The sequence below is a fragment of the Caballeronia sp. LZ032 genome (assembly GCF_031451315.1).
In the GTDB taxonomy this organism is placed as follows: domain Bacteria; phylum Pseudomonadota; class Gammaproteobacteria; order Burkholderiales; family Burkholderiaceae; genus Caballeronia.
In genome coordinates this window covers 2,797,941-2,824,742 of the sequence record NZ_JARUXP010000001.1, presented here as the reverse complement: position 1 = coordinate 2,824,742, position 26,802 = coordinate 2,797,941, and the positions used below count along the sequence as shown (strand labels likewise).

General features: G+C 64.3%; 26 protein-coding genes. 10 read left to right on the top strand and 16 right to left on the bottom strand.

The window, feature by feature from the left end; all coding sequences use genetic code 11:
* The first annotated feature begins 269 nt into the window (after nucleotides 1-269).
* Entirely contained in the window at nucleotides 270-1,904 is a 1,635-nt protein-coding gene (locus tag QCE69_RS13195; protein WP_309931118.1) for an NAD(P)/FAD-dependent oxidoreductase, read from the top strand.
* 5 nt (nucleotides 1,905-1,909) lie between these two features.
* Here QCE69_RS13195 and QCE69_RS13190 read toward each other — a convergent pair whose 3' ends face one another.
* The 3 genes from QCE69_RS13190 to QCE69_RS13180 form a co-directional block, all read right to left on the bottom strand.
* The gene (locus tag QCE69_RS13190; RefSeq protein WP_309931117.1) at nucleotides 1,910-3,451 is read right to left on the bottom strand and encodes an altronate dehydratase family protein; all 1,542 of its coding nucleotides are present in this window, start codon (nucleotides 3,449-3,451) and stop codon (nucleotides 1,910-1,912) included.
* An 11-nt stretch (nucleotides 3,452-3,462) separates the two neighbouring features.
* Nucleotides 3,463-4,746: an MFS transporter gene (locus QCE69_RS13185; protein WP_309810161.1), complete on the bottom strand. Its 1,284-nt coding sequence runs from the start codon at nucleotides 4,744-4,746 to the stop codon at nucleotides 3,463-3,465.
* Between the two features lie 100 nt (nucleotides 4,747-4,846).
* Nucleotides 4,847-5,971: a mannitol dehydrogenase family protein gene (locus QCE69_RS13180; RefSeq protein ID WP_309918708.1), complete on the bottom strand. Its 1,125-nt coding sequence runs from the start codon at nucleotides 5,969-5,971 to the stop codon at nucleotides 4,847-4,849.
* Nucleotides 5,972-6,224: 253 nt separating this feature from the next.
* Between QCE69_RS13180 and QCE69_RS13175 the strand changes: the two genes are divergently transcribed.
* Nucleotides 6,225-6,923: a FadR/GntR family transcriptional regulator gene (locus QCE69_RS13175; RefSeq protein ID WP_309810157.1), complete on the top strand. Its 699-nt coding sequence runs from the start codon at nucleotides 6,225-6,227 to the stop codon at nucleotides 6,921-6,923.
* Nucleotides 6,924-6,983: 60 nt separating this feature from the next.
* Here QCE69_RS13175 and QCE69_RS13170 read toward each other — a convergent pair whose 3' ends face one another.
* Nucleotides 6,984-7,304 carry a DNA-binding protein gene (locus QCE69_RS13170; protein WP_309810154.1) on the bottom strand — a complete coding sequence of 107 codons (321 nt, stop codon included), beginning with the start codon at nucleotides 7,302-7,304 and terminating at the stop codon, nucleotides 6,984-6,986.
* Nucleotides 7,305-7,681: 377 nt separating this feature from the next.
* Between QCE69_RS13170 and QCE69_RS13165 the strand changes: the two genes are divergently transcribed.
* On the top strand, nucleotides 7,682-8,557 hold the full coding sequence (locus QCE69_RS13165; protein ID WP_309931116.1) for an SAM-dependent methyltransferase: 876 nt from the start codon (nucleotides 7,682-7,684) through the stop codon (nucleotides 8,555-8,557).
* On the opposite strand, the gene QCE69_RS13160 is transcribed toward QCE69_RS13165, so the two are convergent.
* Both QCE69_RS13160 and QCE69_RS13155 read right to left on the bottom strand, forming a co-directional pair.
* On the bottom strand, nucleotides 8,558-9,115 hold the full coding sequence (locus QCE69_RS13160) for a DUF1415 domain-containing protein (protein WP_309931113.1): 558 nt from the start codon (nucleotides 9,113-9,115) through the stop codon (nucleotides 8,558-8,560).
* Entirely contained in the window at nucleotides 9,112-9,759 is a 648-nt protein-coding gene (locus tag QCE69_RS13155) for a TetR/AcrR family transcriptional regulator (protein ID WP_309931109.1), read from the bottom strand. The genes QCE69_RS13160 and QCE69_RS13155 overlap by 4 nt, the downstream gene beginning before the upstream one ends.
* Before the next feature lie 138 nt (nucleotides 9,760-9,897).
* Here QCE69_RS13155 and QCE69_RS13150 point away from each other — a divergent pair, with 138 nt between their 5' ends.
* Both QCE69_RS13150 and QCE69_RS13145 read left to right on the top strand, forming a co-directional pair.
* Complete coding sequence (locus QCE69_RS13150; RefSeq protein ID WP_309918699.1) at nucleotides 9,898-11,181, top strand: MFS transporter; 1,284 nt, start codon at nucleotides 9,898-9,900, stop codon at nucleotides 11,179-11,181.
* Between the two features lie 80 nt (nucleotides 11,182-11,261).
* A complete protein-coding gene (locus QCE69_RS13145) occupies nucleotides 11,262-11,858 on the top strand; it encodes a nitroreductase family protein (RefSeq protein ID WP_309918696.1) in 597 nt (198 codons plus the stop codon).
* 13 nt (nucleotides 11,859-11,871) lie between these two features.
* Here QCE69_RS13145 and QCE69_RS13140 read toward each other — a convergent pair whose 3' ends face one another.
* Nucleotides 11,872-13,335 (bottom strand): MFS transporter, encoded by a 1,464-nt coding sequence (locus QCE69_RS13140; protein WP_309918693.1) that lies wholly within the window; start codon nucleotides 13,333-13,335, stop codon nucleotides 11,872-11,874.
* An 88-nt stretch (nucleotides 13,336-13,423) separates the two neighbouring features.
* Entirely contained in the window at nucleotides 13,424-13,663 is a 240-nt protein-coding gene (locus QCE69_RS13135; RefSeq protein ID WP_309931676.1) for a hypothetical protein, read from the bottom strand.
* Here QCE69_RS13135 and QCE69_RS13130 point away from each other — a divergent pair.
* Nucleotides 13,554-14,804 carry an Hsp70 family protein gene (locus QCE69_RS13130; RefSeq protein ID WP_309931107.1) on the top strand — a complete coding sequence of 417 codons (1,251 nt, stop codon included), beginning with the start codon at nucleotides 13,554-13,556 and terminating at the stop codon, nucleotides 14,802-14,804. The genes QCE69_RS13135 and QCE69_RS13130 overlap by 110 nt on opposite strands.
* Before the next feature lie 70 nt (nucleotides 14,805-14,874).
* Here the strand turns inward: QCE69_RS13130 and QCE69_RS13125 are convergent, their stop codons facing one another.
* Nucleotides 14,875-15,078 carry a cold-shock protein gene (locus tag QCE69_RS13125; protein ID WP_309810134.1) on the bottom strand — a complete coding sequence of 68 codons (204 nt, stop codon included), beginning with the start codon at nucleotides 15,076-15,078 and terminating at the stop codon, nucleotides 14,875-14,877.
* 469 nt (nucleotides 15,079-15,547) lie between these two features.
* On the opposite strand from QCE69_RS13125, the gene QCE69_RS13120 reads away from it, so the two are divergent.
* On the top strand, nucleotides 15,548-17,140 hold the full coding sequence (locus tag QCE69_RS13120) for an APC family permease (protein WP_309931105.1): 1,593 nt from the start codon (nucleotides 15,548-15,550) through the stop codon (nucleotides 17,138-17,140).
* A 64-nt stretch (nucleotides 17,141-17,204) separates the two neighbouring features.
* On the opposite strand, the gene QCE69_RS13115 is transcribed toward QCE69_RS13120, so the two are convergent.
* The 6 genes from QCE69_RS13115 to hemA all read right to left on the bottom strand — a co-directional run bounded on the left by QCE69_RS13115 (nucleotide 17,205) and on the right by hemA (nucleotide 22,419).
* Nucleotides 17,205-17,990 (bottom strand): class III extradiol ring-cleavage dioxygenase, encoded by a 786-nt coding sequence (locus QCE69_RS13115; protein WP_309918684.1) that lies wholly within the window; start codon nucleotides 17,988-17,990, stop codon nucleotides 17,205-17,207.
* A gap of 106 nt (nucleotides 17,991-18,096) precedes the next feature.
* Complete coding sequence (locus QCE69_RS13110; RefSeq protein ID WP_309918681.1) at nucleotides 18,097-18,699, bottom strand: UbiX family flavin prenyltransferase; 603 nt, start codon at nucleotides 18,697-18,699, stop codon at nucleotides 18,097-18,099.
* Nucleotides 18,700-18,716: 17 nt separating this feature from the next.
* On the bottom strand, nucleotides 18,717-19,028 hold the full coding sequence (grxD, locus tag QCE69_RS13105; protein ID WP_309810121.1) for a Grx4 family monothiol glutaredoxin: 312 nt from the start codon (nucleotides 19,026-19,028) through the stop codon (nucleotides 18,717-18,719).
* 84 nt (nucleotides 19,029-19,112) lie between these two features.
* The gene (gene prmC / locus QCE69_RS13100) at nucleotides 19,113-19,949 is read right to left on the bottom strand and encodes a peptide chain release factor N(5)-glutamine methyltransferase (protein WP_309931102.1); all 837 of its coding nucleotides are present in this window, start codon (nucleotides 19,947-19,949) and stop codon (nucleotides 19,113-19,115) included.
* Nucleotides 19,946-21,028, bottom strand: coding sequence for a peptide chain release factor 1 (gene prfA, locus QCE69_RS13095; RefSeq protein WP_309918675.1), 1,083 nt, complete (start codon nucleotides 21,026-21,028; stop codon nucleotides 19,946-19,948). Before prfA ends, prmC begins: the two co-directional genes overlap by 4 nt.
* Nucleotides 21,029-21,123: 95 nt before the next feature.
* Entirely contained in the window at nucleotides 21,124-22,419 is a 1,296-nt protein-coding gene (hemA, locus tag QCE69_RS13090; protein ID WP_309931100.1) for a glutamyl-tRNA reductase, read from the bottom strand.
* Nucleotides 22,420-22,770: 351 nt separating this feature from the next.
* Here hemA and QCE69_RS13085 point away from each other — a divergent pair, with 351 nt between their 5' ends.
* The 3 genes from QCE69_RS13085 (at nucleotide 22,771) to QCE69_RS13075 (ending at nucleotide 25,611) form a co-directional block, all read left to right on the top strand.
* Nucleotides 22,771-23,043 carry a hypothetical protein gene (locus tag QCE69_RS13085; RefSeq protein WP_309918669.1) on the top strand — a complete coding sequence of 91 codons (273 nt, stop codon included), beginning with the start codon at nucleotides 22,771-22,773 and terminating at the stop codon, nucleotides 23,041-23,043.
* Between the two features lie 95 nt (nucleotides 23,044-23,138).
* Entirely contained in the window at nucleotides 23,139-24,968 is a 1,830-nt protein-coding gene (locus QCE69_RS13080; protein WP_309931098.1) for an aminopeptidase P family protein, read from the top strand.
* A 19-nt stretch (nucleotides 24,969-24,987) separates the two neighbouring features.
* Nucleotides 24,988-25,611, top strand: a complete 624-nt coding sequence (locus tag QCE69_RS13075; protein WP_309931096.1) for an HAD-IA family hydrolase — start codon at nucleotides 24,988-24,990, stop codon at nucleotides 25,609-25,611.
* Nucleotides 25,612-25,630: 19 nt separating this feature from the next.
* Here QCE69_RS13075 and QCE69_RS13070 read toward each other — a convergent pair whose 3' ends face one another.
* On the bottom strand, nucleotides 25,631-26,758 hold the full coding sequence (locus QCE69_RS13070) for a DUF748 domain-containing protein (protein ID WP_309918663.1): 1,128 nt from the start codon (nucleotides 26,756-26,758) through the stop codon (nucleotides 25,631-25,633).
* Nucleotides 26,759-26,802: the final 44 nt, after the last annotated feature.

Sequence of the window (26,802 nt, the reverse complement as noted above, 5' to 3'; positions counted from 1 at the left end):
CACCCCTTCCCATCCCGAACAGGACCGTGAAACGACTCCACGCCGATGATAGTGCGGATCACCCGTGTGAAAGTAGGTAATCGTCAGGCTCCTCATGCTACAAACAAAAACCCCACCCCACAAAGGTGGGGTTTTTGCGTTTCAGACCGCCACAGCGCGCACTGCTCCCGTGGCTTCGACCATAACGCGCCGATCAGAAACAAATCAAAACCCCCGCGCGCTAGAATTTCTCTTTTGTATCCGCCAAGGCAAATGCCTACCGAGTTCCCATGCTACGTCTAAGCGAAATCAAGCTCCCGCTCGATCATCCCGAGTCTGCGATTGAAGCTGCGGTCGTCGCTCGTCTCGACGAGATCGGCGTATCGGCCAAAGAACTCGTGCATTTCCACGTGTATCGCCGGGCGCACGACGCGCGCAAGCGTGCAGACATCAAGCTCACGTACATCATCGATGTCGAATTGCAGGACGAAGCGCCCGTCCTGAAGCGTCTCGAAATGCGGCCGCTTCCGCACTGCGGTGCTACGCCAGACATGGCCTATCACTTCGTCGCGAAAGCACCGGCGGAATCGACGCAACTTAGGCCCGTCGTGATCGGCATGGGTCCTTGTGGATTGTTTGCCGGCTTGATCCTGGCCCAAATGGGTTTTCGTCCAATCATCCTCGAGCGTGGCAAAGCCGTTCGCGAGCGCACCAAGGACACATGGGGTCTGTGGCGGCGTAACGAGCTCAATCCCGAGTCGAATGTGCAATTCGGCGAAGGCGGCGCCGGCACGTTCTCCGACGGCAAGCTCTACAGCCAGATCAAGGATCCGAAACACTACGGCCGCAAGGTGCTCGACGAATTCGTCAAAGCCGGCGCGCCCGAAGACATCCTGTATCTGAGCCGGCCGCACATCGGCACATTCCGGCTCGTCAGCATGGTCGAAAAGATGCGCGCGGAGATTCATCAACTGGGCGGGGAAGTCCGATTCCAGCAGCGCGTCGAGGATATCGAGATCGAAGGCGGCAAGGTGCGCGGCCTGCGTCTGTCTTCCGGCGAGACGCTGCGGTGCGATCACATCGTGCTCGCGATCGGCCACAGCGCCCGCGATACCTTCCAGATGCTCCATGACCGCGGTGTCTACATGGAAGCGAAGCCGTTTTCACTCGGGTTCCGTATCGAGCATCCGCAAGGTGTGATCGATCGCAGCCGCTTCGGCAAGTTCGCCGGACACGAGAAACTGGGCGCCGCCGACTACAAGGTCGTCCACCACGCCAGCAACGGCCGCGCGGTCTACAGCTTCTGCATGTGCCCGGGCGGAACGGTGGTCGCGGCGACGTCGGAGCCGGGGCGCGTCGTGACGAACGGCATGAGCCAGTACTCGCGCGCCGAACGCAACGCCAATGCGGGCATCGTCGTCGGCATTACGCCGGATGATTATCCGGGCGGGCCGCTCGCCGGCATCGACTTCCAGCGCAAGTGGGAAGAGCGCGCCTTCGAACTGGGCGGTCACGATTACTGCGCGCCAGGCCAGCTGGTGGGCGACTTCATCGCCGGGCGGCCCTCGACGTCGCTCGGTTCGGTGACGCCGTCATACAAGCCGGGCGTCAAGCCGACCGACCTGAGCACCGCGCTTCCCGACTACGTGATCGAAGCGATCCGCGAAGCCCTGCCCGAACTCGACAAGAAGATCAAAGGTTTCGCCATGCACGATGCCGTGCTGACGGGCGTTGAGACGCGCACGTCGTCGCCGTTGCGGCTGCGTCGGAAGGATGATTATCAGAGCGTCAACGTCGAAGGACTGTATCCGGCGGGCGAGGGCGCCGGTTATGCGGGCGGCATCTATTCCGCGGCGATCGATGGCATCGAGGTCGCGGAAGCGCTCGCCCTGAAGATGATGGCTGAGCACGCCGCGACCGCTTGAGGCAATCAAGTCACCACACCCACCTGCCAGGGCACGAACTCGCTTTGCCCATAGCCGTGCAGTTCACTCTTCGACGCCACGCCTGACGCGCAGTCGAGCATCATCTGGAAAATCTGTTCGCCGAGTTGATCGATGGTCGCGCTGCCGTCGATCACGCCGCCGCAGTTGATGTCCATGTCCTCCTCCTGCCGCTCCCACAGCGCGGTATTGGTCGCGAGCTTGAGCGAGGGCGAGGGCGCGCAGCCGTAGGCGGAGCCGCGCCCGGTCGTGAAGCAGATCAGATTCGCGCCGGACGCGACCTGACCAGTGGCCGACATCGGATCGTAGCCGGGCGAATCCATGAACACGAAGCCCTTCGCGTCGATGCGCTGCGCATACTCGTAGACCTCGACGAGATTCGTCGTGCCGCCCTTCGCGACCGCGCCCAGCGATTTTTCGAGAATGGTCGTCAATCCGCCGACCTTGTTGCCGGCCGAAGGATTGTTGTCCATCGCGGCGCCGTTACGGGCACAGTAATCCTCCCACCATTTGATGCGCGCGAGCAGCTTTTCGCCGACCTCACGCGTGACGGCCCGTCGCGTCAACAGGTGCTCGGCGCCATACACTTCCGGCGTTTCCGAGAGAATTGCGGTGCCGCCGTGCGCGACGAGCTTGTCCACTGCCGCGCCCAGCGCCGGATTCGCCGAAATGCCCGAATAGCCGTCCGATCCGCCGCACTGCAGGCCAACGATCAGATGCGCCGCCGGAACCGGCTCGCGCGTGACACGATTTGCCTCCGCCAGCATGTCCTTCACCATCGCGATGCCGCGCTCGATCGTCTTCCGCGTGCCGCCGCTGTCCTGAATGGTGAAGCTGCGCAGTTTCTCGCCGTCCTTGAGCCCGCTCGATTCGAGCACGCCCGAAATCTGGTTCGTCTCACAGCCCAGGCCGACGAACAATACCGAGTAGAAATTCGGATGCACCGCGTAACCCGCGAGCGTGCGGCGCAGGATGCCGAGCCCGTCGCCTTTCATGTCGATGCCGCATCCCAGCCCGTGCGTCAGCGCAATCACGCCGTCCACGTTCGGATAATCCGCCAGCGCTTCCGGATGAACGTCGCGCCGGAAATGATCGGCGATGGCCCGCGCGACCGTCGCCGAACAATTCACGCTCGTCAGCACGCCGACGAAATTGCGCGTCGCCACCCGGCCGTCGTCGCGGCGGATGCCCATGAATGTGGCGGGCGCGTCGACGAAGGGCGTCGGATGGAGATCGACGCCGAATTCGTGTTCGCGCGTGAAATCGGCCATCGAGAGATTCTGGGTGTGGACATGCTGACCGCGCGCAATCGCCTCGCGCGCCACGCCGATGATCTGGTTGTAGCGCTTGACCGGCTCGCCGGCGGCGATGTCGCGGGTGGCGATCTTGTGTCCCGGCGGAATCAGCCCGGTGACGACGAGATCTTCAGATGCGATGCGCGCGCCTGAAACCAGCTGACGCGTCGCGATCACGACGTCGTCTTTCGGATGCAGCCGGATGACGGCATGGTCGTTGAGTGGGGTGGACATGGTTTATGTTCTCAGACCGTGGAGGGGGCGTGGCTGTCGCGCCGCGCCTGTTCTTCTTCGGCGCGATTGAGCGGTTCGATCTTGCCGACAATCACAAGATAGCTGAATGCGCCCAGGAAGCAGAAGCCGCCCGCGACGCACAGCGGAATCACGAACGAGCCCTTGGTGATGGCGAGCATCACGCCGGTGAAGGTCGTGATGACGATGCCCGCCAGATTCGACGCGAAATTCTGGATGCCGCCGATGGACGCGACGTGATCCGGCGTCGGTGCGACGTCGCTCGGCAACGACCAGATGCTGGCCGCGGCGAACGCGAGGCTGGCGTAGGCGATGCCGAAGAACGCGAGCATCAGGTAGATGTTCTCGACGAACGCGCAGAGCGTGATGACCGAGGACAGCAGCATGCCGCCGACCATGCAGGTCTTGCGCGCGGCGGTGAGGCTCCAGCCGCGCTTGAACAGCGCGTCGGAGACCCAGCCGCCGAACCAGCCGCCCGGAATCGACATCAGCGCGGGAATGGTGCCGAGCGTGCCGAGCGACTTGAGCGAGAAGCCGTGTGCCTGGACGAGATAGCTCGGAAACCAGGTGATGAAGAAGTAGATCACGAAGTTCAGGCAGAAGAAGCCCAGCATCATGCCCCACAGCGTGCGGTACTTGAACAGCGACGCCCACGACACCTTGTTGCGCGGCGCGACCGGCACCGGCGCGACATCGGTTTCACCGGTCAGGTCGCCGCGCGACTTGTTCCGGTAGATCACGAACCAGCCGAGAATCCACGCGAAACCGATCACGCCGGTAATGACAAACGACGCTTCCCAGCCGAACGTGCTGATGATCAGCGCGACGACCGGAATCGACAGCGCGGAGCCGACGCGCGAGCCGCTGTCGAAGATGCTGGTGGCGAACGCGCGCTGTTCCTTCCTGAACCATTGCGACACGAGTTTCGCGCACGACGGATACGCGCCCGCCTCGCCGATGCCGAGCATCAGGCGGCAGCCGAACATGCCGGCGACGCTCGTCGCGACGGCCGTCAATGCCGTGAAGACCGACCACCACCCGACCGCCAGCGGCAGCGCGATGCGCGCGCCGACGCGATCGACGAACCAGCCGAAGGGCATCTGCATCAGCGCGTAGCTCCAGAAGAAGCCGCTCAGGATGAAGCCCATTTCGGCGGGACCGATGTTGAGCGCCTTCTCGATCTGCGGCGCCGCGACGGCGAGGTTGGCGCGATCGATGTAATTGATCGCGATGGCCAGAAAGGCGAGAAAAATCACTACCCAACGCATTTTGCGCATTGCTTGTCTCCTCCGTGATGGGGCGGCACTTTTAATGTCTGATGACGTCGCCGCAATGCCGGCGCGGCGCGTCGTGATTCGAAAAGGGTCGTTCCGCTCTTCAGGCGGATTCGAGGGCGTCGCGCAGACGCTTCTGCGCGAGATCGAGCTTGAGTTCGCGCGCCAGATCGATCACCGGCTGAAAGCGGCGTTGCTTCTTTTCGCCGTGGTTCCGCGCGATGTCGGCGAGCCGGTGTACCAGGAACGGGTTCTCGAAACGGTCGCGCACGCTCGCCACATAGTCCGTGGCGACGTCGCGTTGTCCGAGCGCCGCGAAAACCGGCAGCACTTCATCGCGCCAGGTCGCTTCGAGCGGATCGCGGAAGGCGGCGTCGCGCATGGCGTCGAGGACGGTCATGTCGGCTGCGGCGTCGCGCGTGCGCCAGATTTGCGCGAGCATCGTGTGGCCGAGATTCAGCAGGAAGAGCTTGAGGCGCTCGTAGTGGGCGAGGTCGTCGGTGATCACGATGTCCTCGTGCTCGCACGGCAGCACCATGCCCGCCCGGCGCTCGATCGCCCACAGCGCGTACGGCTCGGCGATCGCGCCCACCGGCGGGATCGGCTCCGACACGATGCGGTCCACGAGCGAATTCACCCACACGCAGTCGTTCGTCAGATAGTCGATGTAGGCCGCACTCAAGTCCCAGCCGCGCGCCACGCCGATCACCAGATCGCGCAGCGTGTCGCCATTGCGGGACACCAGTTCGCAGGGCAGCAGCGTGATCGGCGCGGCTCCGGCGGCGAAGCGCGCGTGCAGCAGCACCGCGAGCTTCGCCGCGAAACCGCGCGGCGCGCGCGGGCTGTCGAGCAGGTCGCGCGTGTCCTCGTCGAAGAGGGCGTAGCCGGCATCCGCCGTGTTCGAGACGATAACCTTCACCTCTCGCTCAATGCGCGTCCTGAGCAACGGCCAGTCCTCGTCCGCATGCAGCGCTTCGCCGATGGCATCGCACTCGATGGTTGCGTCGATGGTCTCGTCCCGCCGGCGGCCGCGAATCCGCACCGGATAGCGGCCCGTTTTTTTCAGCGCCTCGATGCGGGCACGGCTGTCCGCGCTGGAGGTCGTCTGCACGACCGTGATCTTGCCGAGCGCTTTTGCCGGATCGCGCCGCGCCGCTTCGGCGACGAAGAAATCCACGTGCGCCTGCAAGAATCGGCTCGTGCCGAACTGGAGAATGGGGTGGCTCATGAATATGCGGGGCCGTTCTGACCGTCGGCGCGAGCGCTCGTCGGTCGTTTATCAAGGTGGGAACGGTTCCAGATCGCCGGAAAAAAAAGTGGCCAACCTGGCCTTACCGGATTGCATACTAGTGGCTCGAAATGGAATTGGTCAAGCCACTTGAAGGCGGCCGGTTCGAGGGTGAGCGCGGTTTTGCGGTGCTCGTCCCCTTCGGCTGATTACAATCCACGTTTTCCCCGACTCGAAAGCAGGAGCCCAGCACGTGAGCGTGAAACCTCCCGAGACGCGCCGCCTTTATCTCCAGATCGCCGACAAGTTGCGCGGGTTGATCGAGCAGCAGGATTTCGCGCCGAATGGCCGCCTGCCATCCGAGCGCGAGCTCGCGCAGCGGCTCGGCGTATCGCGGCCATCGGTGCGCGAGGCGCTGGTCGCGCTCGAACTGGAAGGGCGTGTCGAGATCCGCATGGGATCGGGGGTGTATATCGTCGCCGCGCCGGTCGCCAAGCCTCCGGCCACCGAGACGGAGCTCGGCGAAAGCCCGATCGAGATCATGAACGCGCGCAGCGTGATCGAAGGCGCGATTGCCGCGAGCGTGGCGCCGTTCGTCAAGCCGAAGGCGTTGAAGGCGCTGCGCGCGCTGTACGAATCGATGGCGCGCGAAGTCGCGAACGGCCAAGTGCCGATGGCCGCCGATCGCGCGTTCCACATCGCGATCGCGCAGATGGCCGGCAACGACGTGCTGGTGCGCACGGTCGGCAGTCTGTACGACGAACGACATAGTCCGTTGTCATCGACCTTGCGTGGGCACTTCGAAGGGGAGGAAACGTGGCTCGCCGCACTGGGCGAGCATCGGGAGATTCTGGAAGCGCTTGAAGCGCGCGACGCCGTCCAGGCGCAGGCCGCGATGCAGCGGCACATGCGTCAGTCGGCGGCGCGGCTGATGACGAGACGCAAGGGCTGAAGCCGGTACGGGTCCGCGACGCGCACCGGATTCAGCGAGCCGTGATGCCCGGCTCGCCGTTCAACCCGGATAGGCTTCATCGACTTTCAGACCAGCCAGCTTGAAGATGACGCGCAGCGTCTGCGGCGCGATTTCGCGGCGCGAGGCCAGCGTCGTCAGGACAAAGTCCATGACCTTCGCGTACTTCAGCATGGTCAGGCAGCTTTCGATATCAGTGGAGCCGTCGCGCATCGATTCGGCCAGGCGCAACATCTCCACGGAAATCTCTCGGGCCATCTCCAGTTCGAGTTGCTGCTTCTCGCTCCACGCGGGCATCGCCGTCAATGCTGCGAGCATGTCCTGGAACTGCTTCTCTGCTTTCTTGTCGGGGATCGCGTCCATCGCCGTCCTCTCATGTTCGTGGCGCCGGCGAGTCGCATCGCCGCGCTGTGCGTTAGGTGTTACGTAACAAAGCCGGGTGCGGTGACATCGCGGCGCGTGTCGAAGCGTGGCCTGCCAGCTTGCTGCTCCTGCGTGCCGCACCGGTACGCGATGCGGCGCCGCGCTGTGTGTCGTCTCTTCCAATGGCCTCATTGTCGGACGGTGCACAATCTGTTCCATGCGTTCTGCCGCTACGCATTAGCCGATCAGCCGATGGCCGGAACACAGAGCGTCTTTGCGCTTTTGGGTAAACTTCCCCTTTTCAGGCGTGAGTACCAGCGGTTAGCGCACATTCAGCGCAAACACGCTCCGCCTTATTTTTTCGACAGACCTTCACGATGACCAGGAAGTCCCCCGCGCCGGGTTCGGAGAGCCCCGATCCCTCCACCAAACACGAGATCCGTCCCGAACAGTCGATCGAACTGCTGAAGGAACTCCATATCCTCACGCGCGACGGCAAGATGAATCAGGACAGCCGCCGCAAACTGAAGCAGGTCTACCACCTCTATCAGTTCATCGAACCGCTGCTCGCCGACGTGCATGCGCGCCAGGGAGCGGTATCGCTCGTGGATCACGGCGCGGGCAAGTCTTATCTCGGGTTCATTCTCTACGATCTGTTCTTCAAGACTCTGCGCGATCGGTCACACATCTTTGGAATCGAGACGCGTGAAGAACTGGTGAAAAAGTCAGAGGAATTGGCGGCCCGACTCGGGTTTACCGGGATGTCGTTCCTCAATCTGTCGGTGGCCGAATCAATGCATTCCGACCGCTTGCCGGCTTCGGTTGATGTCGTCACCGCGCTGCACGCATGCAATACCGCCACCGACGACGCCATCCAGTTCGCTCTGCAGAAGAAGGCGAAGTACATCGTGGTCGTGCCGTGCTGTCAGGCGGAAGTAGCCTCGGTGCTGCGCAAGAACAAGGGGCACTCGCTCGCGAAGAACGTGCTGACGGAAATGTGGCGGCATCCGCTGCACACGCGCGAATTCGGGAGTCAGATCACCAACGTGCTGCGCTGCCTGCAACTCGAATCGCACGGTTATCAGGTGAGCGTGACGGAACTCGTCGGCTGGGAGCACTCGATGAAGAACGAGTTGATCGTCGCGCAGTTCAAGGACTTGCCGCGCGGGCGGCCGGCGCAACGGCTGTCGGAAGTGCTCGAGACGCTCGGACTGGATGAGTTGCGCGAGCGTTTTTTCACGCCCGCGCATTGATCAGCTTTTATCGTTCATCCACGCATTGAGGCCGTCGGGGCCGAGGCGGCGCAGGGTGTCGATGTTGCGTTCGTAGATATCCGAGGCATCGGGAAAGGCCGCCACCGCGCGGTCGATGCTGGCCTCGCGCAGCAAGTGAAAGATCGGATAGGGCGCGCGGTTCGTGTAGTTGTCGATGTCGTCCGGCTCGCTGCCTTCGAACTGATAGTGCGGATGGAAACTCGCGATCTGCACTTCGCCCGCAAGTCCCATGTCGCCGAGCAGACGGTCGGCAAAGAACAGGGCGTCGTTGTACTCGGCGAAATCAGCGAAAGCGTGGGGCGTGACGAACAACGTCGTGTCGACGACATCCGGATCCGTCTCCTTCAGCAAACGAAGCTCTTCGGCCAGTTCCACGACGAGGTCGTCCACCGCGCGCGCCTCGCTCACCACGTAGCGGATCTGTTGCTTGACATGCACGCTCTTCGCGAACGGACAGAGATTCAGTCCGATCACTGCGCGCGTGAGCCAGTGCTGCGTTGCCGCGACGACGTCTTCGGAGGAACTGCCTGGCTTCATGCGTTTTCCTGTCCGGGTTGGGCCTTGCAGGCCGCGTTGATCAACATGCGCGCGATGCGCGGCGCCGCGACCAGCGGACCGGAGCCCGGGCCGTAAGTCTGACTGCTCGCATAGACGCCCTCGACCAGCAGCGCGAGGGAATCGGCGAGTTCATGCGGCTGGGCAGCCCCCGCCGCCGTCGAGATTTCGATAAGCCGATTCATCAGATATTTTTTATTGCGCTCGACCGGCTCGCGCGCCGCGTACTCCGGATCGCCGAATTCGCATGCGACGTTCAGGAACGGACAGCCGCGATAGTCGGGTGCGGACGCGCGCTTCACCAGATCGTCGAACGCCTGGATCAGCTGCTTGACCGGCTCGCCCGGATGCTTTTCGACGCTCGCTTCGAAGCGTCCCCGAAAGCGCTCGTCCATGCGGTCGAGATACGCCACCACCAGCTCGTCCTTTGATGCGAAGCGCCGGTACAGGCTCATCTTGTTGACGCCGGCGCGCTCCACGACCGCATCGACGCCGATGGCGCGAATACCGTCGCGATAAAACAGCTCCTGCGCGGCATCCAGCAACTGTTCCTGCGCCGTCGCGCCGTCCGTGCGGACACTGCGGCGGGCAGGGCCTTTGGGTTGTTCCGCGGATGTTCGTGTCAAAGTCGCTTCCTCGTCATGCGAACTGCATGCTTGACATGTTACAGATCGGTCACTAAGCTCGCAACTCTGATGTGACAGACCGGTAACGAGTGATGTCGTCCGGGGCAAAAATCAACGGAACCACGGATTGGAGCGGCGATGAATTGGGTAGCGAGGCGGCTGAACGGCCGGATGCATTACGGATGGATCGCGGTGGGCGTGGTGTTTTTCGTGCTGCTCGCCGCGGCGGGCACGCGGGCGACGCCGAGCGTCATGATGCTGCCGCTCGAAAAGCAGTTTGGCTGGTCGCGCGGCACGATTTCGCTGGCGATCTCGATCAATCTGGCGCTGTACGGCCTCGCCGGGCCGTTCGCCGCGGCGGCGATGCAGCGCTTCGGCGTGCGCCGCACAGTATTGACCGCGCTGACCACGCTGGCGGCGGGCGTCGCGCTCTCGTCGATGATGACCGCGCCCTGGCAAATGGTGCTGGTCTGGGGCGTGATGGTGGGCAGCGCGACGGGCGTCGCCGCGCTGACGCTCTCGGCGACCATCGTCAACCGCTGGTTCACCACGCATCGCGGTCTGGCGATGGGCATTCTCACCGCCAGCTCGGCCACCGGCCAGCTCGTGTTCCTGCCGTTCCTCGCGTCGATTTCCGAGCACTACGGCTGGCGTCCTGTCGTGTTCGTCGTCGCGGGCGCGGCGGTGATCGTGCTGCCGTTCGTCGCGTGGCTCCTGCCTGAACGGCCGGCGGATCTGTCGCTGCGTCCGGTCGGCGAGAAGGCCGATCTGCCGCCCGCCGCCATTTCCGCCCCGAAGAACCCGATCAAGGTCGCGTTCAGCACGCTCGGCATGGCCAGCAAGACGCGTGATTTCTGGCTGCTGTTCTTCAGCTTCTTCGTCTGCGGTGCGAGCACGAACGGCTATGTCGGCACGCATCTGATCGCCATGTGCTCGGACTACGGCATGACGCCGGTGCAGGGCGCCAGCCTGCTCGCGGCAATGGGCATCTTCGACCTGTTCGGCACGACGCTGTCCGGTTGGCTCTCGGATCGCTTCAATGCCCGCGTGCTGCTGTTCTGGTACTACGGGCTGCGCGGGCTGTCGCTGATCTACTTGCCGTATGCGTTCGGCATCGACTTCTTCGGCCTGCCGCTGTTCGCCGTGTTCTACGGTCTCGACTGGATCGCCACCGTGCCGCCGACCGTGCGCCTCGCCACCGATGTCTACGGCAAGGAAAGCGCGCCGATCGTGTTCGGCTGGGTCGTGGCGGGACATCAGCTGGGCGCGGCGTTCGCGGCGCTCGGCGGCGGGATGCTGCGTTCGAGTCTCGGCAGCTATACGGTCGCCACGATGATTTCGGGCGGGCTGTGCCTCGTCGCGGCGGTGATCGTGCTGCGCATCAATCGCGCGGGACGTGCGATGGGCGTGGCGGCGACTTGAAGTGGTGAAATGAAGCGGCTGCGCTTGACTTGATATCCTTGACGGCCTGCCTGCTTATCCAACCGTCAAGGACTCGAACCATGAACGCAAAACCCGCTCCGACCGATATCGACATCCACGAACTGATCGCCGGCCGCTGGAGTCCGCGCGCCTATTCCACGGAGCCGGTCGGTCGTGCGCAGCTGCATCAGGTGTTCGAAGCGGCGCGCTGGGCGCCTTCGTCAAGCAATCAGCAGCCGTGGCGTCTGATCGCGTTCGACCGTCAGCGCGACGAAGCCGCCTTTCAGCGCGCATTCGACACGCTCATGCCCGGCAACCAGAAGTGGAACGGCAACGTGCCGGTGCTGGTCTGCGTGACGGCCGCGACGCTCACGGCGAAGGGCGAGCCCAACCGCACGGCCGCCTACGACACGGGCGCGGCCGCGATGGCGCTGGTCCTGCAGGCGCACGCGCTCGGCCTGGCGGCGCATCAGATGGGCGGCTTCGACCGCGACGCGTTCCGCCAGGCGTTCTCGATTCCCGAGGATGTGCAGATCATCGCGATGGTGGCGGTCGGTCATCACGGCGATGCCAGCCAGCTCGACGAGGCGTTGCAGGAGCGTGAAGCCGCACCGCGCGTGCGCAAGGCGCTCGGCGAGACGGTGTACGAAGGCGCGTGGAGCCGCGCGTTCGAATAAATCCCGCCGTGCCTTACTGCTCGTCCGCTGCCGACAGCGGACGAGCCACGTCTTCCAGCGACTTGCGCTCCGCCGCGACGCCCCAGATGCCGGCGACGACCGCAGCCGCGATCATCAGCACCGAGCCGATCAGATAGCCCGCGAACACGGCGCCGCGCTCGTGCGTGTCGATCAGATGCCCGAACAGCGCCGGCCCGATGATGCCGCCCAGCGCCGTGCCGAACGCATAGAACACGGCAATGGCGAGCGCCCGTATTTCCAGCGGGAAGGTTTCGCTGACTGTCAGGTACGCCGAACTCGCCGCCGCCGAGGCAAAGAAGAAGATCACCATCCACGCGATGGTCTGCGTCGTCACGTTCAGCATGCCGTGCATGAACATCCAGCCGCTGATGGTCAGCAGCACGCCGGACGTCGCATACGTGAACGCGATCATGCGGCGGCGGCCGAGCACGTCGAAGAGCTTGCCGAGCAGCACCGGCCCCAGGAAATTGCCGGCGGCGAACGGCAGCACGTACCAGCCGATGTGATCGCCGGGCACGTGATAGAAGTCCGTCAGCACCAGCGCGTAGGTGAAGAATATGGCGTTGTAGAAGAACGCCTGGGCGGTCATCAGCGTGAGACCCACGAGCGAGCGGCTGCGATGCGCCTTGAAGAGCGTATGTACGACCTCGCTGAGCGGCGTGCCCTCGCGCGCGCGCAGGCGCAGCGGCTTGACGGGCGTGTCGGGAATCGTCACGCCATGCTGCCGGAAATGGGCCTCGATTTCCTCGACCACCTGCTTCGCTTCGTCCGCGCGATTGTGCGTGATGAGCCAGCGCGGGCTCTCCGGCACCCACATCCGCATAAAGAGGATCGTGAGCCCGAGCACCGCGCCGATCAGGAAGCACGCGCGCCAGCCCCAGTCGGGCGGCAGCAGGCCGGGGTCGAGCAGGACCAGCGATCCCGCCGCGCCGATGCCCGCGCCGATCCAGAACGTGCCGTTGATCGCCAGATCGGTCCAGCCGCGCAACCGGGCGGGCGTGAACTCCTGGATCGTCGAATTGATCGCGGTGTACTCGCCGCCGATGCCGGCGCCCGTGAGGAAGCGAAACAGCACGAAACTCGCGAGATCCCATGAGAACGCGGTGGCGGCGGTCGCGGCCGCGTAGAGGAACAGCGTGATGAAGAACAGCTTGCGGCGGCCGAGCCGGTCCGTCAGCCAGCCGAAACCCAGCGCGCCGAGCACCGCGCCCGCGATGTACGCACTGCCCGCAATGCCGACGTCGGCGTTCGAAAATTGCAGCGCCGGACTCGTCTTCAGCGCGCTGGCGACGGCGCCCGCGAGCGTTACCTCGAGTCCGTCCAGCAGCCAGGTGATGCCGAGCGCGAGCACGATCAGCGTGTGGAAGCGTCCCCAGGGCAGGCGGTCGAGGCGCCCGGGCAGATCGGTTTCGATGATGCCCGGCTGCGTGGCGTGCTCCGTCGGTCGATCGTTCAAACGGTTCTCCTCGTCATTGTTTTGCTCATGTCGCCTGTCGTACGCCGCGAAAGCGCGGAAAAACGCAGGCGGCTTTCGAACGAGCAAGTTACATTCCGCTTTTGTCGAATGAAGTCAACGGTTTAAAAATCTCCAGCCGCGGTTGATGCCTACCGGGGAACGTGTTAAAAACGCCGTCCATGTCCAACGCGGCGTCCTGGCGGACGTGGCTCAGCATCATGAATTTTTGCGCGATCGATTTCGGCACGTCGAATTCCGCCGTCGCCCTTCCGGACGGCCCCGCCATTCGACTGGCGCCCGTCGAAGGAGAGGCGACCACGTTGCCCACCGCCGTCTTCTTCAACACCGACGAAAATAGCCAGGCCTACGGACGCGCCGCGCTGGAGGCATACATCGACGGTTTCGACGGCCGCCTGATGCGATCGATGAAGAGCATTCTCGGCTCGGCGCTCGCCGACAGCACGACGGATCTCGGCGACGGATCGGCCATCAAGTACGCCGACGTCATCACGCTGTTCTTGCAGCACCTGAAGCAGAAGGCCCAGGCGATCGCCGGCGAGCCGCTGTCGCGCGCGGTGCTCGGCCGCCCGGTGTTCTTCGTCGACGACGATCCACGCGCCGACAACCTGGCGCAGAAGCAGCTCGAGGCGTGCGCGCATGCCGTCGGCTTGCGCGAGATCCACTTCCAGTACGAACCAATTGCCGCCGCCTTCGATTACGAAGCCGGCCTGACGCAGGAAGGGCTCGTGCTGGTCGCGGATATCGGCGGCGGTACGTCAGACTTTTCGCTGGTGCGCGTTGGTCCGGAGCGCGCTCGCGAACTCGACCGCAAGAGCGACGTGCTCGCGCATCACGGCGTGCATGTCGCCGGCACGGATTTCGACCGCCGCGTCGAACTCGCGACCGTGCTGCGCGAGCTCGGCTATCAATCGCTCGATCCGCAAGGACGGGAAGTGCCGAGCCGCATCTATTTCGATCTCTCCACGTGGCATCTGATCAACACCGTCTACACGCCCAAGCGTGTCAGCGAGCTGCAGCTGATGCGCCATCTCTACCCGGAGGTGCGTCATCATGACCGCTTGATGCGCGTTGTGGATCGCCGGCTGGGGCACGCGCTCACCGCGCATGCGGAGGAGGCGAAGATCGAAGTCGCCGCGGGCGGGGCGACGGAAATCGACATGGAAGAGGTGGAGGAAGCGTTGCGCGTCGCCTTCGACGAAACGCGCTTGATCGAGGCGGGCGCGGAGGAAACGCGGCGCATCGTGGACGCCGCGCGCGAGACCATCCGGCGTGCGGGCGTCGCGGATACGGACGTCGGCGCCGTGTATTTCACAGGCGGGACGACCGGGCTGCGGTTCCTGTCGCAGGCTTTGGCGGCGGCGTTTCCTGCTGCGCAGCCGGTGTTCGGCGATCGCCTCGCCAGCGTGGCGAAGGGCCTCGGCATCTACGCACAGCGCGTTTTCGCGTGATTCCGCCCGAACGCGCGCCGCAAATAAAAAACCCCGCGCAGGCGGGGTTTTTTTACGAATCAGGCGGAACTTAGGCCGGCTTGATGTTCGCGGCTTGCTTGCCCTTCGGGCCAGTCTTCACTTCGTAGGTAACCTTCTGGTTTTCCTGAAGCGTCTTGAAGCCTTCGACACGGACTTCCGAGAAGTGCGCGAACAGATCTTCGCCGCCGCCATCCGGAGTGATGAAGCCAAAGCCCTTTGCGTCATTGAACCACTTGACGGTACCGGTTTCCATGTTACTTGTTCCAAAAAAATGATGAATAAGGCCGAAGCCCAGGGGTGCAAAAGATCAAGGAAGGGGCAATGGGGCCAACCGGAGTACCGTGATGGCGAACTCGAAAGAACCAATTCACTCGCCACTTGAAATCCTGCAAGAAGCTTTATACGGCGAAACCATTTCGCGGTCAATTAATATCCGACAACTCCAAGGGATTTTTTAACGCCATACGGATTTCAGCCGCGATGAGCGAAATCTTGTGCCGCATTGCACGAAAAAGAGGCAAAAAAAGGTGAAACTGCTCGCCCTCCGCACCGCATTCGAAAGGTGCAACCGTTAAACTACGCGACCATTTTCGAAGGGTTGCACCGGACATGCCGGGTTGGCGGGAATGATTCTGGCAACTGGTGCGGCCGCGGCCTGGCGCCGATCGAAAACCGGCCAAGCCGCAAGCAGCATGAGCGGCGCGAGACAACGGAGAAAAGAAGTGAAAAGTTCGATACAGAGAAACATCGGCCCGATGGCCCTGATGCTGACCGGTCTGGGATCCATCATCGGGTCGGGATGGCTCTTCGGGGCATGGAAGGCCGCCAAGATCGCCGGACCTGCCGCGATCGCCGCCTGGGTGATCGGCGCGATCGTCATCCTGGCGATCGCGTTGACGTATGCCGAACTGGGCGCCATGTTTCCCGAGTCCGGCGGCATGGTGCGCTACGCCCGCTATTCGCATGGCGCGCTCGTGGGTTTCGTCAGCGCGTGGGCGAACTGGATCGCGATCGTTTCGGTGATTCCGATCGAAGCCGAAGCCTCCATCCAGTACATGAGCACCTGGCCCTACGAATGGGCGCATGCACTGTTCGTCAACGAGTCGCTGACGCCGACCGGCATTGGTCTCTCGGCGTTGCTCGTGATCATCTACTTCATGCTGAACTACTGGGGCGTGAAGGTGTTCGCCCGTGCGAACTCGCTGATCACGGTCTTCAAGTTCCTCATCCCGGGCGCGACCATCGCGGGGCTGATCTTCGCCGGATTCCACCCGGAGAACTTCGGCACGTCGTCGACTTTCGCGCCTTATGGCTGGCCCGCGGTGCTGACCGCCGTCGCGACCAGCGGCATCGTGTTCAGCTTCAACGGTTTCCAGAGCCCGGTGAACCTCGCCGGCGAGGCACGCAACCCGGCGCGCAGCGTGCCGTTCGCGGTGATCGGCTCGATCCTGCTCGCGCTCGTGATCTACGTGCTGCTGCAGATCGCGTATATCGGCGCGGTGAATCCCGCTGATGTCGCGAAGGGCTGGGCGCATTTCAACTTCGCGTCGCCGTTTGCGGAACTGGCGCTGGCGCTCAACCTGAACTGGCTTGCCATCCTCCTGTATGTGGACGCCTTCGTCAGCCCGAGCGGCACCGGCACGACCTACATGGCGACGACCACCCGCATGATCTACGCGATGGAGCGCAACGGCACGATGCCGAAGATCTTCGGCAACGTGCATCCGTTTTACGGCGTGCCGCGTCCGGCGATGTGGTTCAACCTGTTCGTCGCGTTCATCTTCATGTTCTTTTTCCGTGGGTGGAGCTCGCTGGCCGCGGTGATTTCGGTGGCGACGGTGATCTCATATCTGACGGGCCCGGTGAGCCTGATGGCGCTGCGCCGCGCGGCTCCGGACCTCGAGCGTCCGCTCAAGCTGCCGATGATGGGCGTGGTCGCGCCGTTCGCGTTCGTGTGCGCGTCGCTGGTGCTGTTCTGGGCGAAGTGGCCGCTCACCGGCGAAATCATTCTGCTGATGGTCGTCGCGCTGCCGGTGTACTTCTACTTCCAGGCCAAGGCGGGCTTCGCCGGCTGGGGACGCGATCTCAAGGCTGCGTGGTGGCTGGTGGCGTATCTGCCGTGCATGGCGGTGATGTCGCTGATCGGCAGCAAGGATTTTGGGGGTAGTGGATTGCTGCCGTACGGCTGGGATATGGCCGCAGTCGCTGTGCTGGCGCTGGTGTTCTACTACTGGGGCGTGCACACCGGATATCGCACCGCGTATCTCGACGAGCGCGAAAGCCGCGACGACGTCCTTCACGAAGTCGGCGCCTGAGCGTTCCGGCATCTTGTAGCGAGACAGAAAACCGCCTGAGTGGCTGCTCAGGCGGTTTTTTTCATCATGCGTCCGAGAAGACGTAGTTCGTCATCGCCAGCGCGCGCTGGAAGGTTCCGAGCGACTGAATGCCGAGCGTGTAGTCATCCGCGGCGGCACCGAGCGCGCTGAACACCGGCAGCAGATGTTCGTCCGTCGGGTGCATCAGCGCCGCATGGGGCGCGCGCGCACGATAGTCGAGCAGCGCGTCGATGTCGCGTGCCGCCATGCGGTCCTCGAACCAGTCGGTGAATTCGGTGACGCGCGGATCGGCATCTTCGGGACGCGCGCTGAAATCGGCCATGCGCAGGTTGTGCGTGATCTGGCCGGAACCGACGATCATCACGCCCTCATCGCGCAGATCCCGCAGCGCCCGGCCCATGCCGAAATGATGCGCGGCGTCCAGGTGCGGCTGTATCGACAGCTGTGCGACCGGTACGTCGGCGTCCGGGAACATCAGCAGCAGGGGCACCCATGCGCCGTGATCCAGACCATGTTCGGTCGTCGCGGCGGGAATGCCCTGCGCGCCGAGCAAGGCGGCGGCGCGCTTCGCCAGATCGGGTGCGCCGGGCGCCGGGTAGCGCAGGTCGTACAGCGCACGCGGAAATCCGTAGAAGTCGTGGATGGTTTCCGGCCGCTCGGCGATGCTCGCAACCGGCTGCGCGGTGCCCCAGTGCGCCGACAGCATCAGGATCGCGCGCGGGCGCGGCAGCGTCGCGCTCAGCGAGGCGAATTCGGCGGAAGGCATCGACGGGTCGATCGGCAGCGTCGGCGCGCCGTGGGAAATGAAGACGGTGGGTGTCGGGCTCATGACGGCAAGGTTCCTATGGACTATGTCGTCAATGTAGGGCCGCTCGGGGCGTTAATAAACGTTCTGCAAGGCAACGGATTATGTCGCCATTGTTGCTAATAACGCACTAGTCGAGCGTTGCGCGCAATCCCTGCCACGCCGACGCAACCGGCTGCCCGAAGCCAAACAGATCGATGACGCGCGCCACGGTGTGGTCCACCATTTCGTCGATCGTCGCGGGCTTCTGATAGAACGCCGGCAACGGCGGAAAGATCACGCCGCCCATTTCCGTGACCGACGTCATGTTGCGCAGGTGCGCGAGGTTGAACGGCGTTTCCCGCACAAGCAGTACGAGTCGGCGCCGTTCCTTGAGGACGACATCGGCGGCGCGGGTAATCAGATTGTCAGAGAGACCGTGCGCGATGCTGCCGAGTGTGCGCATCGAGCAGGGCGCGACCACCATGCCGTCGGTGGCGAAGGAGCCGGAAGCGATGCTCGCGCCGACATCGCGCACGCTGTGTACGACATCCGCCCGCGCGTGGACGGCGGCGCGGTCGAGATCGAGTTCGTGCTGGATATTGAGCCAGCCGGCGCTGGAGACGAGCAGATGCGTCTCGACGCCGCCCAGGCGGCGCAGCATGTCGAGCAAACGCACGCCGTAGATGGCGCCTGTCGCCCCGGTGATTGCGACGATCAGGCGTCGCTGCGGGGCGGGCAGGCTGGTTGGCATCGGCGGGCGAGTGGGACTCAGGCGGCGGCGAAGAGCTGCTGCAGTTCGCCCGACTGATACATCTCCATCATGATGTCCGAGCCGCCGATGAACTCGCCGTTCACGTACAGCTGCGGAATGGTCGGCCAGTTGGAGAACTGCTTGATGCCCTGACGGACGGCGTCGTCTTCGAGCACGTTGACGGTGGTGATCTTGTCGACGCCGCAGGCCTTCAGGACCTGGATGGCGCGGCCCGAGAAGCCGCACATCGGGAATTGCGCCGTGCCCTTCATGAAAAGCACGACGGGATTCGATTCGACGATCTGCTTGATATGTTCTTGCGTATCCATGGCGTTCCTGCGCGTGAAAGTCGGGGGACTGATGGTTGAAATGATAGCGGATTTCGCTTTTGAGAGCTGACGACGTCCGGCGCTTCAGGCCGTGAAAACGCCGCCCGTGCAGCGCTCGATGCCGGCGAGATCGCGCAGCGAATGCACGTCACTGAAGCCGCGCGCCTGCAGGAGACGCCGCACGGCGTCAGCCTGATCGTAGCCATGCTCAAGCCACAGCGTGCCGTTCACCGCGAGCAAGAACGGCGCTTTTTCGACAATCTCGCGAATCGCCGACAAACCGTCGGATTCGTCGGTCAGCGCGCCGCGCGGTTCAAAGCGCAGGTCGCCTTGTTCGAGATGCGGATCGCTGCTCGCGATATAGGGCGGATTGCTGACGATCGCCTCGAACAGCAGCGACGGTTCGAGGTTCGCCGTCCAGTCGCTTGCGACGAAGGTAACCGGACCGCCCGCGCGCGCGGCGTCGAGCAAACGCACGGCATTTGAGCGCGCGACGTCGAGCGCGGCCGGCGAGCGATCCACGGCCCACACCTTCACATCGGGCCGCGCGTGTGCCAGCGACACCGCGATCGCGCCGCTGCCCGTGCCCAGATCGAGCACGCGCGGGTTCGGCGTGCCGGCAATGATGCCGAGCACGGTTTCCACCAGCAATTCGGTTTCCGGACGCGGAATCAGCACGTCGGGCGTGACCTCGAAGTCGAGGCCGAAGAATTCGCGCCTGCCGACCAGCTGCGCGATGGGCTCGCCATTCAGACGGCGCGCGACGAGCGCCTCGAAGTGCGCGACGGACGCGTCATCGAGCGGTTCCTGATCGCGCGTGATGAGTTCCGTGCGGCGCCAGCCGAGCACGTGCATCAGCAGCACGCGCGCGTCGAGCGGCGGCAGTCCGGACGCACGCAGCACGTCGGCCGCAGTGCTCACTCCGCTTCCCCGAGCGCCGCCAGCAATTCCGCCTGATGCTCGGAGACGAGCGCGCCGATCAGCTCGTCGATATCGCCGTCCATGATGTATTCGAGCTTGTAGAGCGTCAGGTTGATCCGGTGATCCGTCATGCGTCCTTGCGGGAAGTTGTAGGTGCGGATGCGTTCCGAGCGGTCGCCCGAGCCGATCAAACTCTTGCGCGTCGCCGCTTCCTTGGCGTGCTGCTCGTGATACTGCTTGTCCTTGATGCGCGCGGCCAGCACCTTCAGCGCGCGGTCCTTGTTCTTGTGCTGCGAGCGGTCGTCCTGGCATTCGACGACGATGCCGGTCGGCAAGTGCGTGACGCGCACGGCCGAATCGGTCTTGTTGATGTGCTGCCCGCCCGCGCCCGACGCGCGGAACGTATCGATGCGCAGATCGGCCGGATTGATCACGACTTCGCTGATTTCATCGGCTTCCGGCATCACGGCGACGGTACACGCCGAAGTGTGGATGCGGCCTTGCGTTTCGGTCGCCGGCACGCGCTGCACGCGATGCCCGCCCGATTCGAACTTGAGCCGCGAATACGCGCCCTGTCCGGCGATGCGCACGATCACTTCCTTGTAGCCGCCGAGATCAGACACGCTCTCCGACATCGTCTCGGCGCTCCAGCGGTTGCGCTCGGCGTAACGCAGATACATGCGCAACAGGTCGCCCGCGAACAGCGCCGATTCATCGCCACCCGCGCCCGCACGGATTTCGATGAAAATGTTGCGCTCGTCGTTGGGGTCCTTCGGCAGCAGCATGGTCTGCAGATCGCCTTCGATGGTTGCCATGCGCTCGCGCGCCTCGCCGATCTCCTCCTCGGCGAAATCGCGCATCGACGGATCGGCGAGCAGTTCCTGCGCCGTGGCTTCATCGGTGAGCGCCTGCCGCCAGAGCGCGTATTGATCGACGATCGGGCTGATTTCCGCGTGCTCGCGCGTGAGCTTGCGATATTGGTCCATGTCGGACGTGACGTCCTCACGGCTCAACAGTTCATTGAGATCGACCTGCCGTCTGGCGAGCTGGTCGAGCTTGCTTTGCATGCTCGTTTTCATCGTGCGGAGTTGGCGCGGCGGGCGCCGGGAATGACTGCGATCAGGAAGCCGGCGCTGGCGGCGCGCGGCCTTGGAGAATAGCAAAGATGGAGCCGCTAACGGTCCGACGAATCGGCCTTGTCGCCGTGGCGGTAGAAGCCGCTCATCAGGTCGATGAGCTGGCTGCGTTCCTCGCTGCTCGCGCGATTGAGCGCGTGCGTGGGACCGTGGATCAGCTTGTTGGTGAGCGCCTGCGACAGCGCTTCGAGCACGGCCGCGGGGTCGTCGCCGCGCGACAGCATCTTGCGGGCGCGTTCCACTTCGGCGCGGCGCAATGCGTCGGCCTGCGTGTGCATGTGGCGGATGACCGGCACGATGCTGCGCGCATCCAGCCATTGCATGAAATTCTGCACCCGCGTTTCGATGATCGATTCCGCCTGCGCCACCGCCGCCTGACGCGATGCATTGCCTTCGCGCACGATGGCGCCGAGGTCGTCGACGGTGTAGAGGAATACGTCGTGCAGGTTGCCGATTTCCGGTTCGATGTCGCGCGGCACGGCCAGGTCGACCATGAAAATGGGCCGGTGACGGCGCGCGCGCACGGCGCGCTCGACCGCGCCCAGTCCGATGATGGGCAGCGTCGACGCCGTGCACGACACGATGATGTCGAACTCGTGCATGCGCGCGGGCAGGTCGGACAGCGGAATGGCGCGGCCGTTGAAGCGGCCGGCGAGCTTCTCGCCGCGTTCGGCGGTGCGGTTCGCGACCACCAGTTCACGCGGATTCTGCGCGGCGAAATGGGTGGCGCACAGCTCGATCATCTCGCCCGCGCCGATGAACAGCACGCGCTGGCCGGAGATGTTCTCGAAGATGCGCTGCGCGAGGCGCACGGCGGCGGCGGCCATGGACACCGACTGCGCGCCGATTTCCGTGGTCGTGCGCACTTCCTTCGCGACCGCGAAGGTGCGCTGGAACAGCTGGTTCAGATAGGTGCCGAGCGCGCCGGCTTCCGAGGCCGTGCGCACCGCATCCTTCATCTGTCCGACGATCTGGGTTTCGCCGAGCACCATCGAGTCGAGGCCCGAGGCGACGCGGAAGGCGTGGCGCACGGCTTCCGATTGCGGCAGCGCGTACACGTGCGGCGCGAGTTCGGGAACCGGGATGGCGTGATACTTCGACAGCCATTCGATGGCGGCTTCGCGGGCGGCGGAGTCGTCGGTGGCGCAGTAGAGTTCGGTGCGATTGCAGGTCGACAGGATGGCCGCTTCGGGCGAAACCTTCGCGAGCGGACCGAGCCAGATGTCTTTCAGCGCGCCCAGGGCGGGCTTGAGCTGTTCGAGCGGAAACGCCACGCGTTCGCGCAAGGCGACTGGCGCAGTGTGATGATTGATTCCGATCGTGAGGAGCTGCATTGTTTTAACGATGCTCTTGGCCTAAGCCGATGGCCTTTCAATAGCCCAATATTATAGCGTTTCGCGTGAATCTTCATTTATAGGGGCTATTTGACGCGCACGCGGTCCAAACCGGCTGAAAGCCTTGCGGGTATTGGCTGGCGCGGTCTGAGAGGCATGTGCGGCCCGACGCGGCTGATCGACGCACGAACGGTCTTTTCCCGCTTTTTGCCCGTCAGTCCGTAGTCTTGCCTTCGCCAAATCCGGCCCCTAAACTCAGCCTTCCACTTTCGAAGACCCCGGATCGCGCATGTTCGACTCTCCCCCTGTCTCACGCGGCCGCCCGGCGCTTGCCATGGAGCACGGCCGCTGATGGGCTGGCTCGGACTGATCTTCCTGGGTGCGGTGATCGGCGCCGCGAGCTGGTGGCTGCATCCGCTGCGGCGCGCGGGACGCGTCGGCCGCGGACCGGCGGGACGGATCTGGACGGCGGTTGCGGCTGGCATACTGGCGAGCATCGTGGCGCGCATGCTCGGCAACATCGTCGATCTTTATCACGACGGCGACACGCTCGAATGGCTCGCGTGCGCGGTCTTCGCGTTGCTCGTCGTGACGTTCACCGTCGGACTGGCGGCGCGCCGCTGATTTCTTTCCCGGCGGACAGCGGGCGATCCTCGCTGCCCGTCGCGCCCTCTGAAGCGCCAAAGGGCTTTCAAGCACGTTTCGAAGCAGGTGACCCCATGAACGATCGCATTGCAGATTCCGCTATTCCCGAGCCGTCCACGTTTGCGCGCCGCATCGACGCGCTGCGCCGCCAGATGGCGCTCGACCATCTCGCCGCCGTACTCATTCCGTCCGCCGATCCGCATCTCTCCGAATATCTGCCGGAACGCTGGCAGGGACGTCAGTGGCTTTCCGGCTTTACGGGTTCGGTCGGCACGCTGGTCGTGACCGCGGATTTCGCGGGCGTCTGGGTCGACAGCCGCTACTGGACGCAGGCCGAAGCCCAACTGGCCGGAACCGGCATCGTGCTGATAAAGATGATGGCCGGTCAGCAGAGCGCGCCGCATGTCGAATGGCTCGCGGAGCACGTGCCGGAGGGCGAGACCGTGGCGGTGGACGGAACCGTGCTCGGCGTCGCGGCGTCGCGCGCGCTGGCCGATGCGCTCGACGCACGCGGCATCGTGCTGCGCACGGATCTCGATCTGCTCGAGGCCGTCTGGCCCGCGCGTCCGGGCCTGCCCGATGCACCCGTCTACGAACACGCGGCGCCGCATGCGAGCGTCGCGCGCGCCGACAAGCTGGCGCAATTGCGCGAGTCGATGCGCGCGAAAGGCGCTCAGTGGCATTTCGTGTCCACGCTCGACGATCTCGCCTGGATCTTCAACCTGCGCGGCGGCGATGTGAGCTACAACCCGGTGTTCGTCGCGCATGCGCTGATCGGCGCCGATGACGCGACGCTCTTCGTCGCCGACGGCAAAGTGCCGGAAGCGTTGCAGCAATCGCTCGCGCGCGACCACGTGCGCGTCGCGCCGTATGCGGACGCGCCCGGCGCGCTGGGCGCGTTGCCCGCGGGCGCGACGCTGCTGATCGATCCGCGCCGCATCACGCATGGCTTGCTGGAGAAGGCGCCGTCGACGGTCACGATTGTCGAGGCAGTGAATCCGTCGACCTTCGCGAAGTCGCGCAAGACCGCGGCCGAAGCCGAGCACGTCCGCGCGACGATGGAGCAGGACGGCGCCGCACTCGCCGAATTCTTCGCATGGTTCGAGGGCGCGCTGGGCCGCGAGCGCATCACGGAACTCACCATCGACGAAAAGCTGACGGCGGCGCGCGCGCGCCGGCCGGGCTTCGTCACGCTGTCGTTCGGCACGATCGCGGGCTTCAATGCCAACGGCGCCATGCCGCATTACCGCGCAACCGAGGCCTCGCACGCGGTGATCGAGGGCAACGGGCTGTTGCTGATCGATTCGGGCGGCCAGTACCTGAGCGGCACGACCGATATCACGCGGGTCGTGCCGGTCGGCGAGATCACGGCGGAACACAAGCGCGACTTCACGGTCGTGCTGAAGGGCACGATGGCGCTTTCGCGCGCACGCTTTCCGCGCGGCATCCGCTCGCCGATGCTCGATTCGATCGCGCGCGCGCCGATCTGGGAAGCGGGCGCGGACTACGGCCATGGGACGGGCCACGGCGTCGGCTACTTCCTGAACGTGCACGAAGGTCCGCAGGTCATTTCCCACTACGCGCCCGCCGAACCGTGGACGGCGATGGAAGAGGGCATGATCACGTCGATCGAGCCGGGGCTTTACCGGCCGGGCAAGTGGGGCATCCGCATCGAGAATCTCGCGATGAACCGCGCCGCCGGGAAGACCGAGTTCGGCGATTTCCTCGAGTTCGAGACGCTGACCCTGTGTCCGATCGATACGCGCTGTATCGACCTGTCCTTGCTGCGCGAGGATGAACGCGCGTGGCTCAATGCCTATCACGAGACGGTGCGCAGGCGCGTGTCGCCGCAAGTGTCGGGCGCGGCGCTGGCGTGGCTCGAGGCCCGCACTCAAGCCATATGACCAAAGGGAGCGTCGGACCATGGCCATCCAGGCAGTCGTGTTCGATTTCGGCGGCGTGCTGATCGACTGGAATCGGGATTATCTGTACCAGCAGCTGATCCCCGACGAAAGTGAGCGCCGCTGGTTTCTCGACAACGTCTGCAAGATGGAATGGGTCGTGCAGCAGGACGGCGGCCAGACCATTGAAGCGGGCACGGCCGAGCTGATCGCGCTTCATCCCGGCCATGAAGCGTTGATTCGCGCCTTTTACGCGCGTTGGCCCGAGATGGTGGCGGGCGTGCTGGACGAGGGCGTCGCGCTGATGGAGCGGCTGGAGCGCGCGGACGTGCCGCTGTTCGGGCTCACCAACTGGTCGGCGGAAACCTTTCCTTATGCATGGGAGCGTTTCGACGTGCTGCGCCGGTTTCGCGAAGTGGTCGTGTCGGGGCGCGTCGGGCGGGTGAAGCCCGATCCGCGCATCTTCGCGCTGATGTTCGACGAAATCGAAAAGCATCTGCCGGGCGTGCAGCCGTCCGAACTCGTCTTCATCGACGACAACCTCCACAACGCGCAGGCCGCGACCGCGCTCGGCTGGCATGGCATTCACCATACGGACGCATCAAGCACGGAAGCGCAATTGCGGGCGTTGAAGCTGGCGTTCTGATCGAACGAAGCGAAGCGCGCTACTGCCCCAAGAGGTTCTTCAGCGCGTTGCCGATTCCCCGCACGGTATCACCCGTGCCCTTCGCGACGCCTTCCACGCTCACGCCGAGCGCCTTCGCGAAACCCGCCGTCAGCTTCTTCGAGAGGCTTTCGCTCAGCGAGAACTTCGGATCGCGCAGATCGCCGTCGAGCACGAAATCGAGCTTGATCTGCTCCTTGCGGTCTTTCAGCGCGGCGATGGCGGCCTTGGTCGGGATCGAGAGAAAGGTGTCGAGCGGATTGCCCGAGTCGCTGATCTGCAGATGATTCAACACCAGCGAGCCGGGTGCGTGAATGCGGTTGTCCTTCACGGTGGCATCCACGGTCATGTCGATGGTGCCGCCCGTCACCGCCGCGCGCGCGCCCGCCTTCTTCAAGAGATACGGATCGAGCGTCTGGACATCGACGGAACGCAGTGTCGCGCGCGTCTGCGAATCCTTGCTCGCAATGACCATCCAGCCGCCCCACGACACCGTGCCGGTATGCTGCGGACCCTTGATCGAGCCGGACATGGACAGGTCGGTGCGCTCGTTGAGCGCAGGCAGGTGAAGACGATCGATGGTCGCGCGCGCATCGCCGATCAGCACGCGATACGGCGGGTTCTGCACGGAGCTGTCGAAGAACTCCATCGAGCCGCGCTCGAACGAGACTCGGTCGATGACTTTTTCCTCTTGCGCGTGCTCGTCGGCCTGACTGTTGTCCGACTTTGCGTCGGCGGCGCGGGCGGTTTCCTTCAGACCGGGCAGGATGCGCACGCGGCCATTGGCGGAACGGACGATCGACAGATAGTAGTTGTCGACGCTCACACTGCGCAGGTGGATGGGGCGCGTGATGAGCGAGCGCATGTCGACGTCGAGCACGATGCGTTCGGCGCGCATCGCGTCGCCGGTGGGCCAGTCTTTCGGGCCGCGCAGGCGCACGCGTGACAGCGTCACGTGGCCGAAATCCACGTCGATTTCCTCGACCGACCCGTTTGGACCGAGCGTCTCGAGAATCCGCTCTTTCATCTGATGCACGACGAACAGCCATCCGCCGATCGCCACGACGACGAGCGCCACGATGATCCCGACTGCCCAAAGCGCTCCCCGCCGCGCGCCCGATCCCGCCATCTGCGTGTGTCTCCCGGAAGTCCTGCTGAAAAGTCGCCGCGCTG

Coding starts and splice junctions, on each gene's coding strand:
- QCE69_RS13070 (WP_309918663.1), bottom strand. CDS start 26,758: ATGGCGGGATCGGGCGCGCGGCGGGGAGCGCTTTGGGCAGTCGGGATC.
- QCE69_RS13075 (WP_309931096.1), top strand. CDS start 24,988: ATGGCCATCCAGGCAGTCGTGTTCGATTTCGGCGGCGTGCTGATCGAC.
- QCE69_RS13150 (WP_309918699.1), top strand. CDS start 9,898: ATGAATTGGGTAGCGAGGCGGCTGAACGGCCGGATGCATTACGGATGG.
- grxD (WP_309810121.1), bottom strand. CDS start 19,028: ATGGATACGCAAGAACATATCAAGCAGATCGTCGAATCGAATCCCGTC.
- QCE69_RS13145 (WP_309918696.1), top strand. CDS start 11,262: ATGAACGCAAAACCCGCTCCGACCGATATCGACATCCACGAACTGATC.
- QCE69_RS13180 (WP_309918708.1), bottom strand. CDS start 5,971: ATGAGCCACCCCATTCTCCAGTTCGGCACGAGCCGATTCTTGCAGGCG.
- QCE69_RS13115 (WP_309918684.1), bottom strand. CDS start 17,990: ATGAGCCCGACACCCACCGTCTTCATTTCCCACGGCGCGCCGACGCTG.
- QCE69_RS13130 (WP_309931107.1), top strand. CDS start 13,554: ATGAATTTTTGCGCGATCGATTTCGGCACGTCGAATTCCGCCGTCGCC.
- QCE69_RS13080 (WP_309931098.1), top strand. CDS start 23,139: ATGAACGATCGCATTGCAGATTCCGCTATTCCCGAGCCGTCCACGTTT.
- QCE69_RS13085 (WP_309918669.1), top strand. CDS start 22,771: ATGGGCTGGCTCGGACTGATCTTCCTGGGTGCGGTGATCGGCGCCGCG.
- QCE69_RS13110 (WP_309918681.1), bottom strand. CDS start 18,699: ATGCCAACCAGCCTGCCCGCCCCGCAGCGACGCCTGATCGTCGCAATC.
- QCE69_RS13165 (WP_309931116.1), top strand. CDS start 7,682: ATGACCAGGAAGTCCCCCGCGCCGGGTTCGGAGAGCCCCGATCCCTCC.
- hemA (WP_309931100.1), bottom strand. CDS start 22,419: ATGCAGCTCCTCACGATCGGAATCAATCATCACACTGCGCCAGTCGCC.
- QCE69_RS13190 (WP_309931117.1), bottom strand. CDS start 3,451: ATGTCCACCCCACTCAACGACCATGCCGTCATCCGGCTGCATCCGAAA.
- QCE69_RS13195 (WP_309931118.1), top strand. CDS start 270: ATGCTACGTCTAAGCGAAATCAAGCTCCCGCTCGATCATCCCGAGTCT.
- QCE69_RS13170 (WP_309810154.1), bottom strand. CDS start 7,304: ATGGACGCGATCCCCGACAAGAAAGCAGAGAAGCAGTTCCAGGACATG.
- QCE69_RS13185 (WP_309810161.1), bottom strand. CDS start 4,746: ATGCGCAAAATGCGTTGGGTAGTGATTTTTCTCGCCTTTCTGGCCATC.
- QCE69_RS13125 (WP_309810134.1), bottom strand. CDS start 15,078: ATGGAAACCGGTACCGTCAAGTGGTTCAATGACGCAAAGGGCTTTGGC.
- prfA (WP_309918675.1), bottom strand. CDS start 21,028: ATGAAAACGAGCATGCAAAGCAAGCTCGACCAGCTCGCCAGACGGCAG.
- QCE69_RS13160 (WP_309931113.1), bottom strand. CDS start 9,115: ATGAAGCCAGGCAGTTCCTCCGAAGACGTCGTCGCGGCAACGCAGCAC.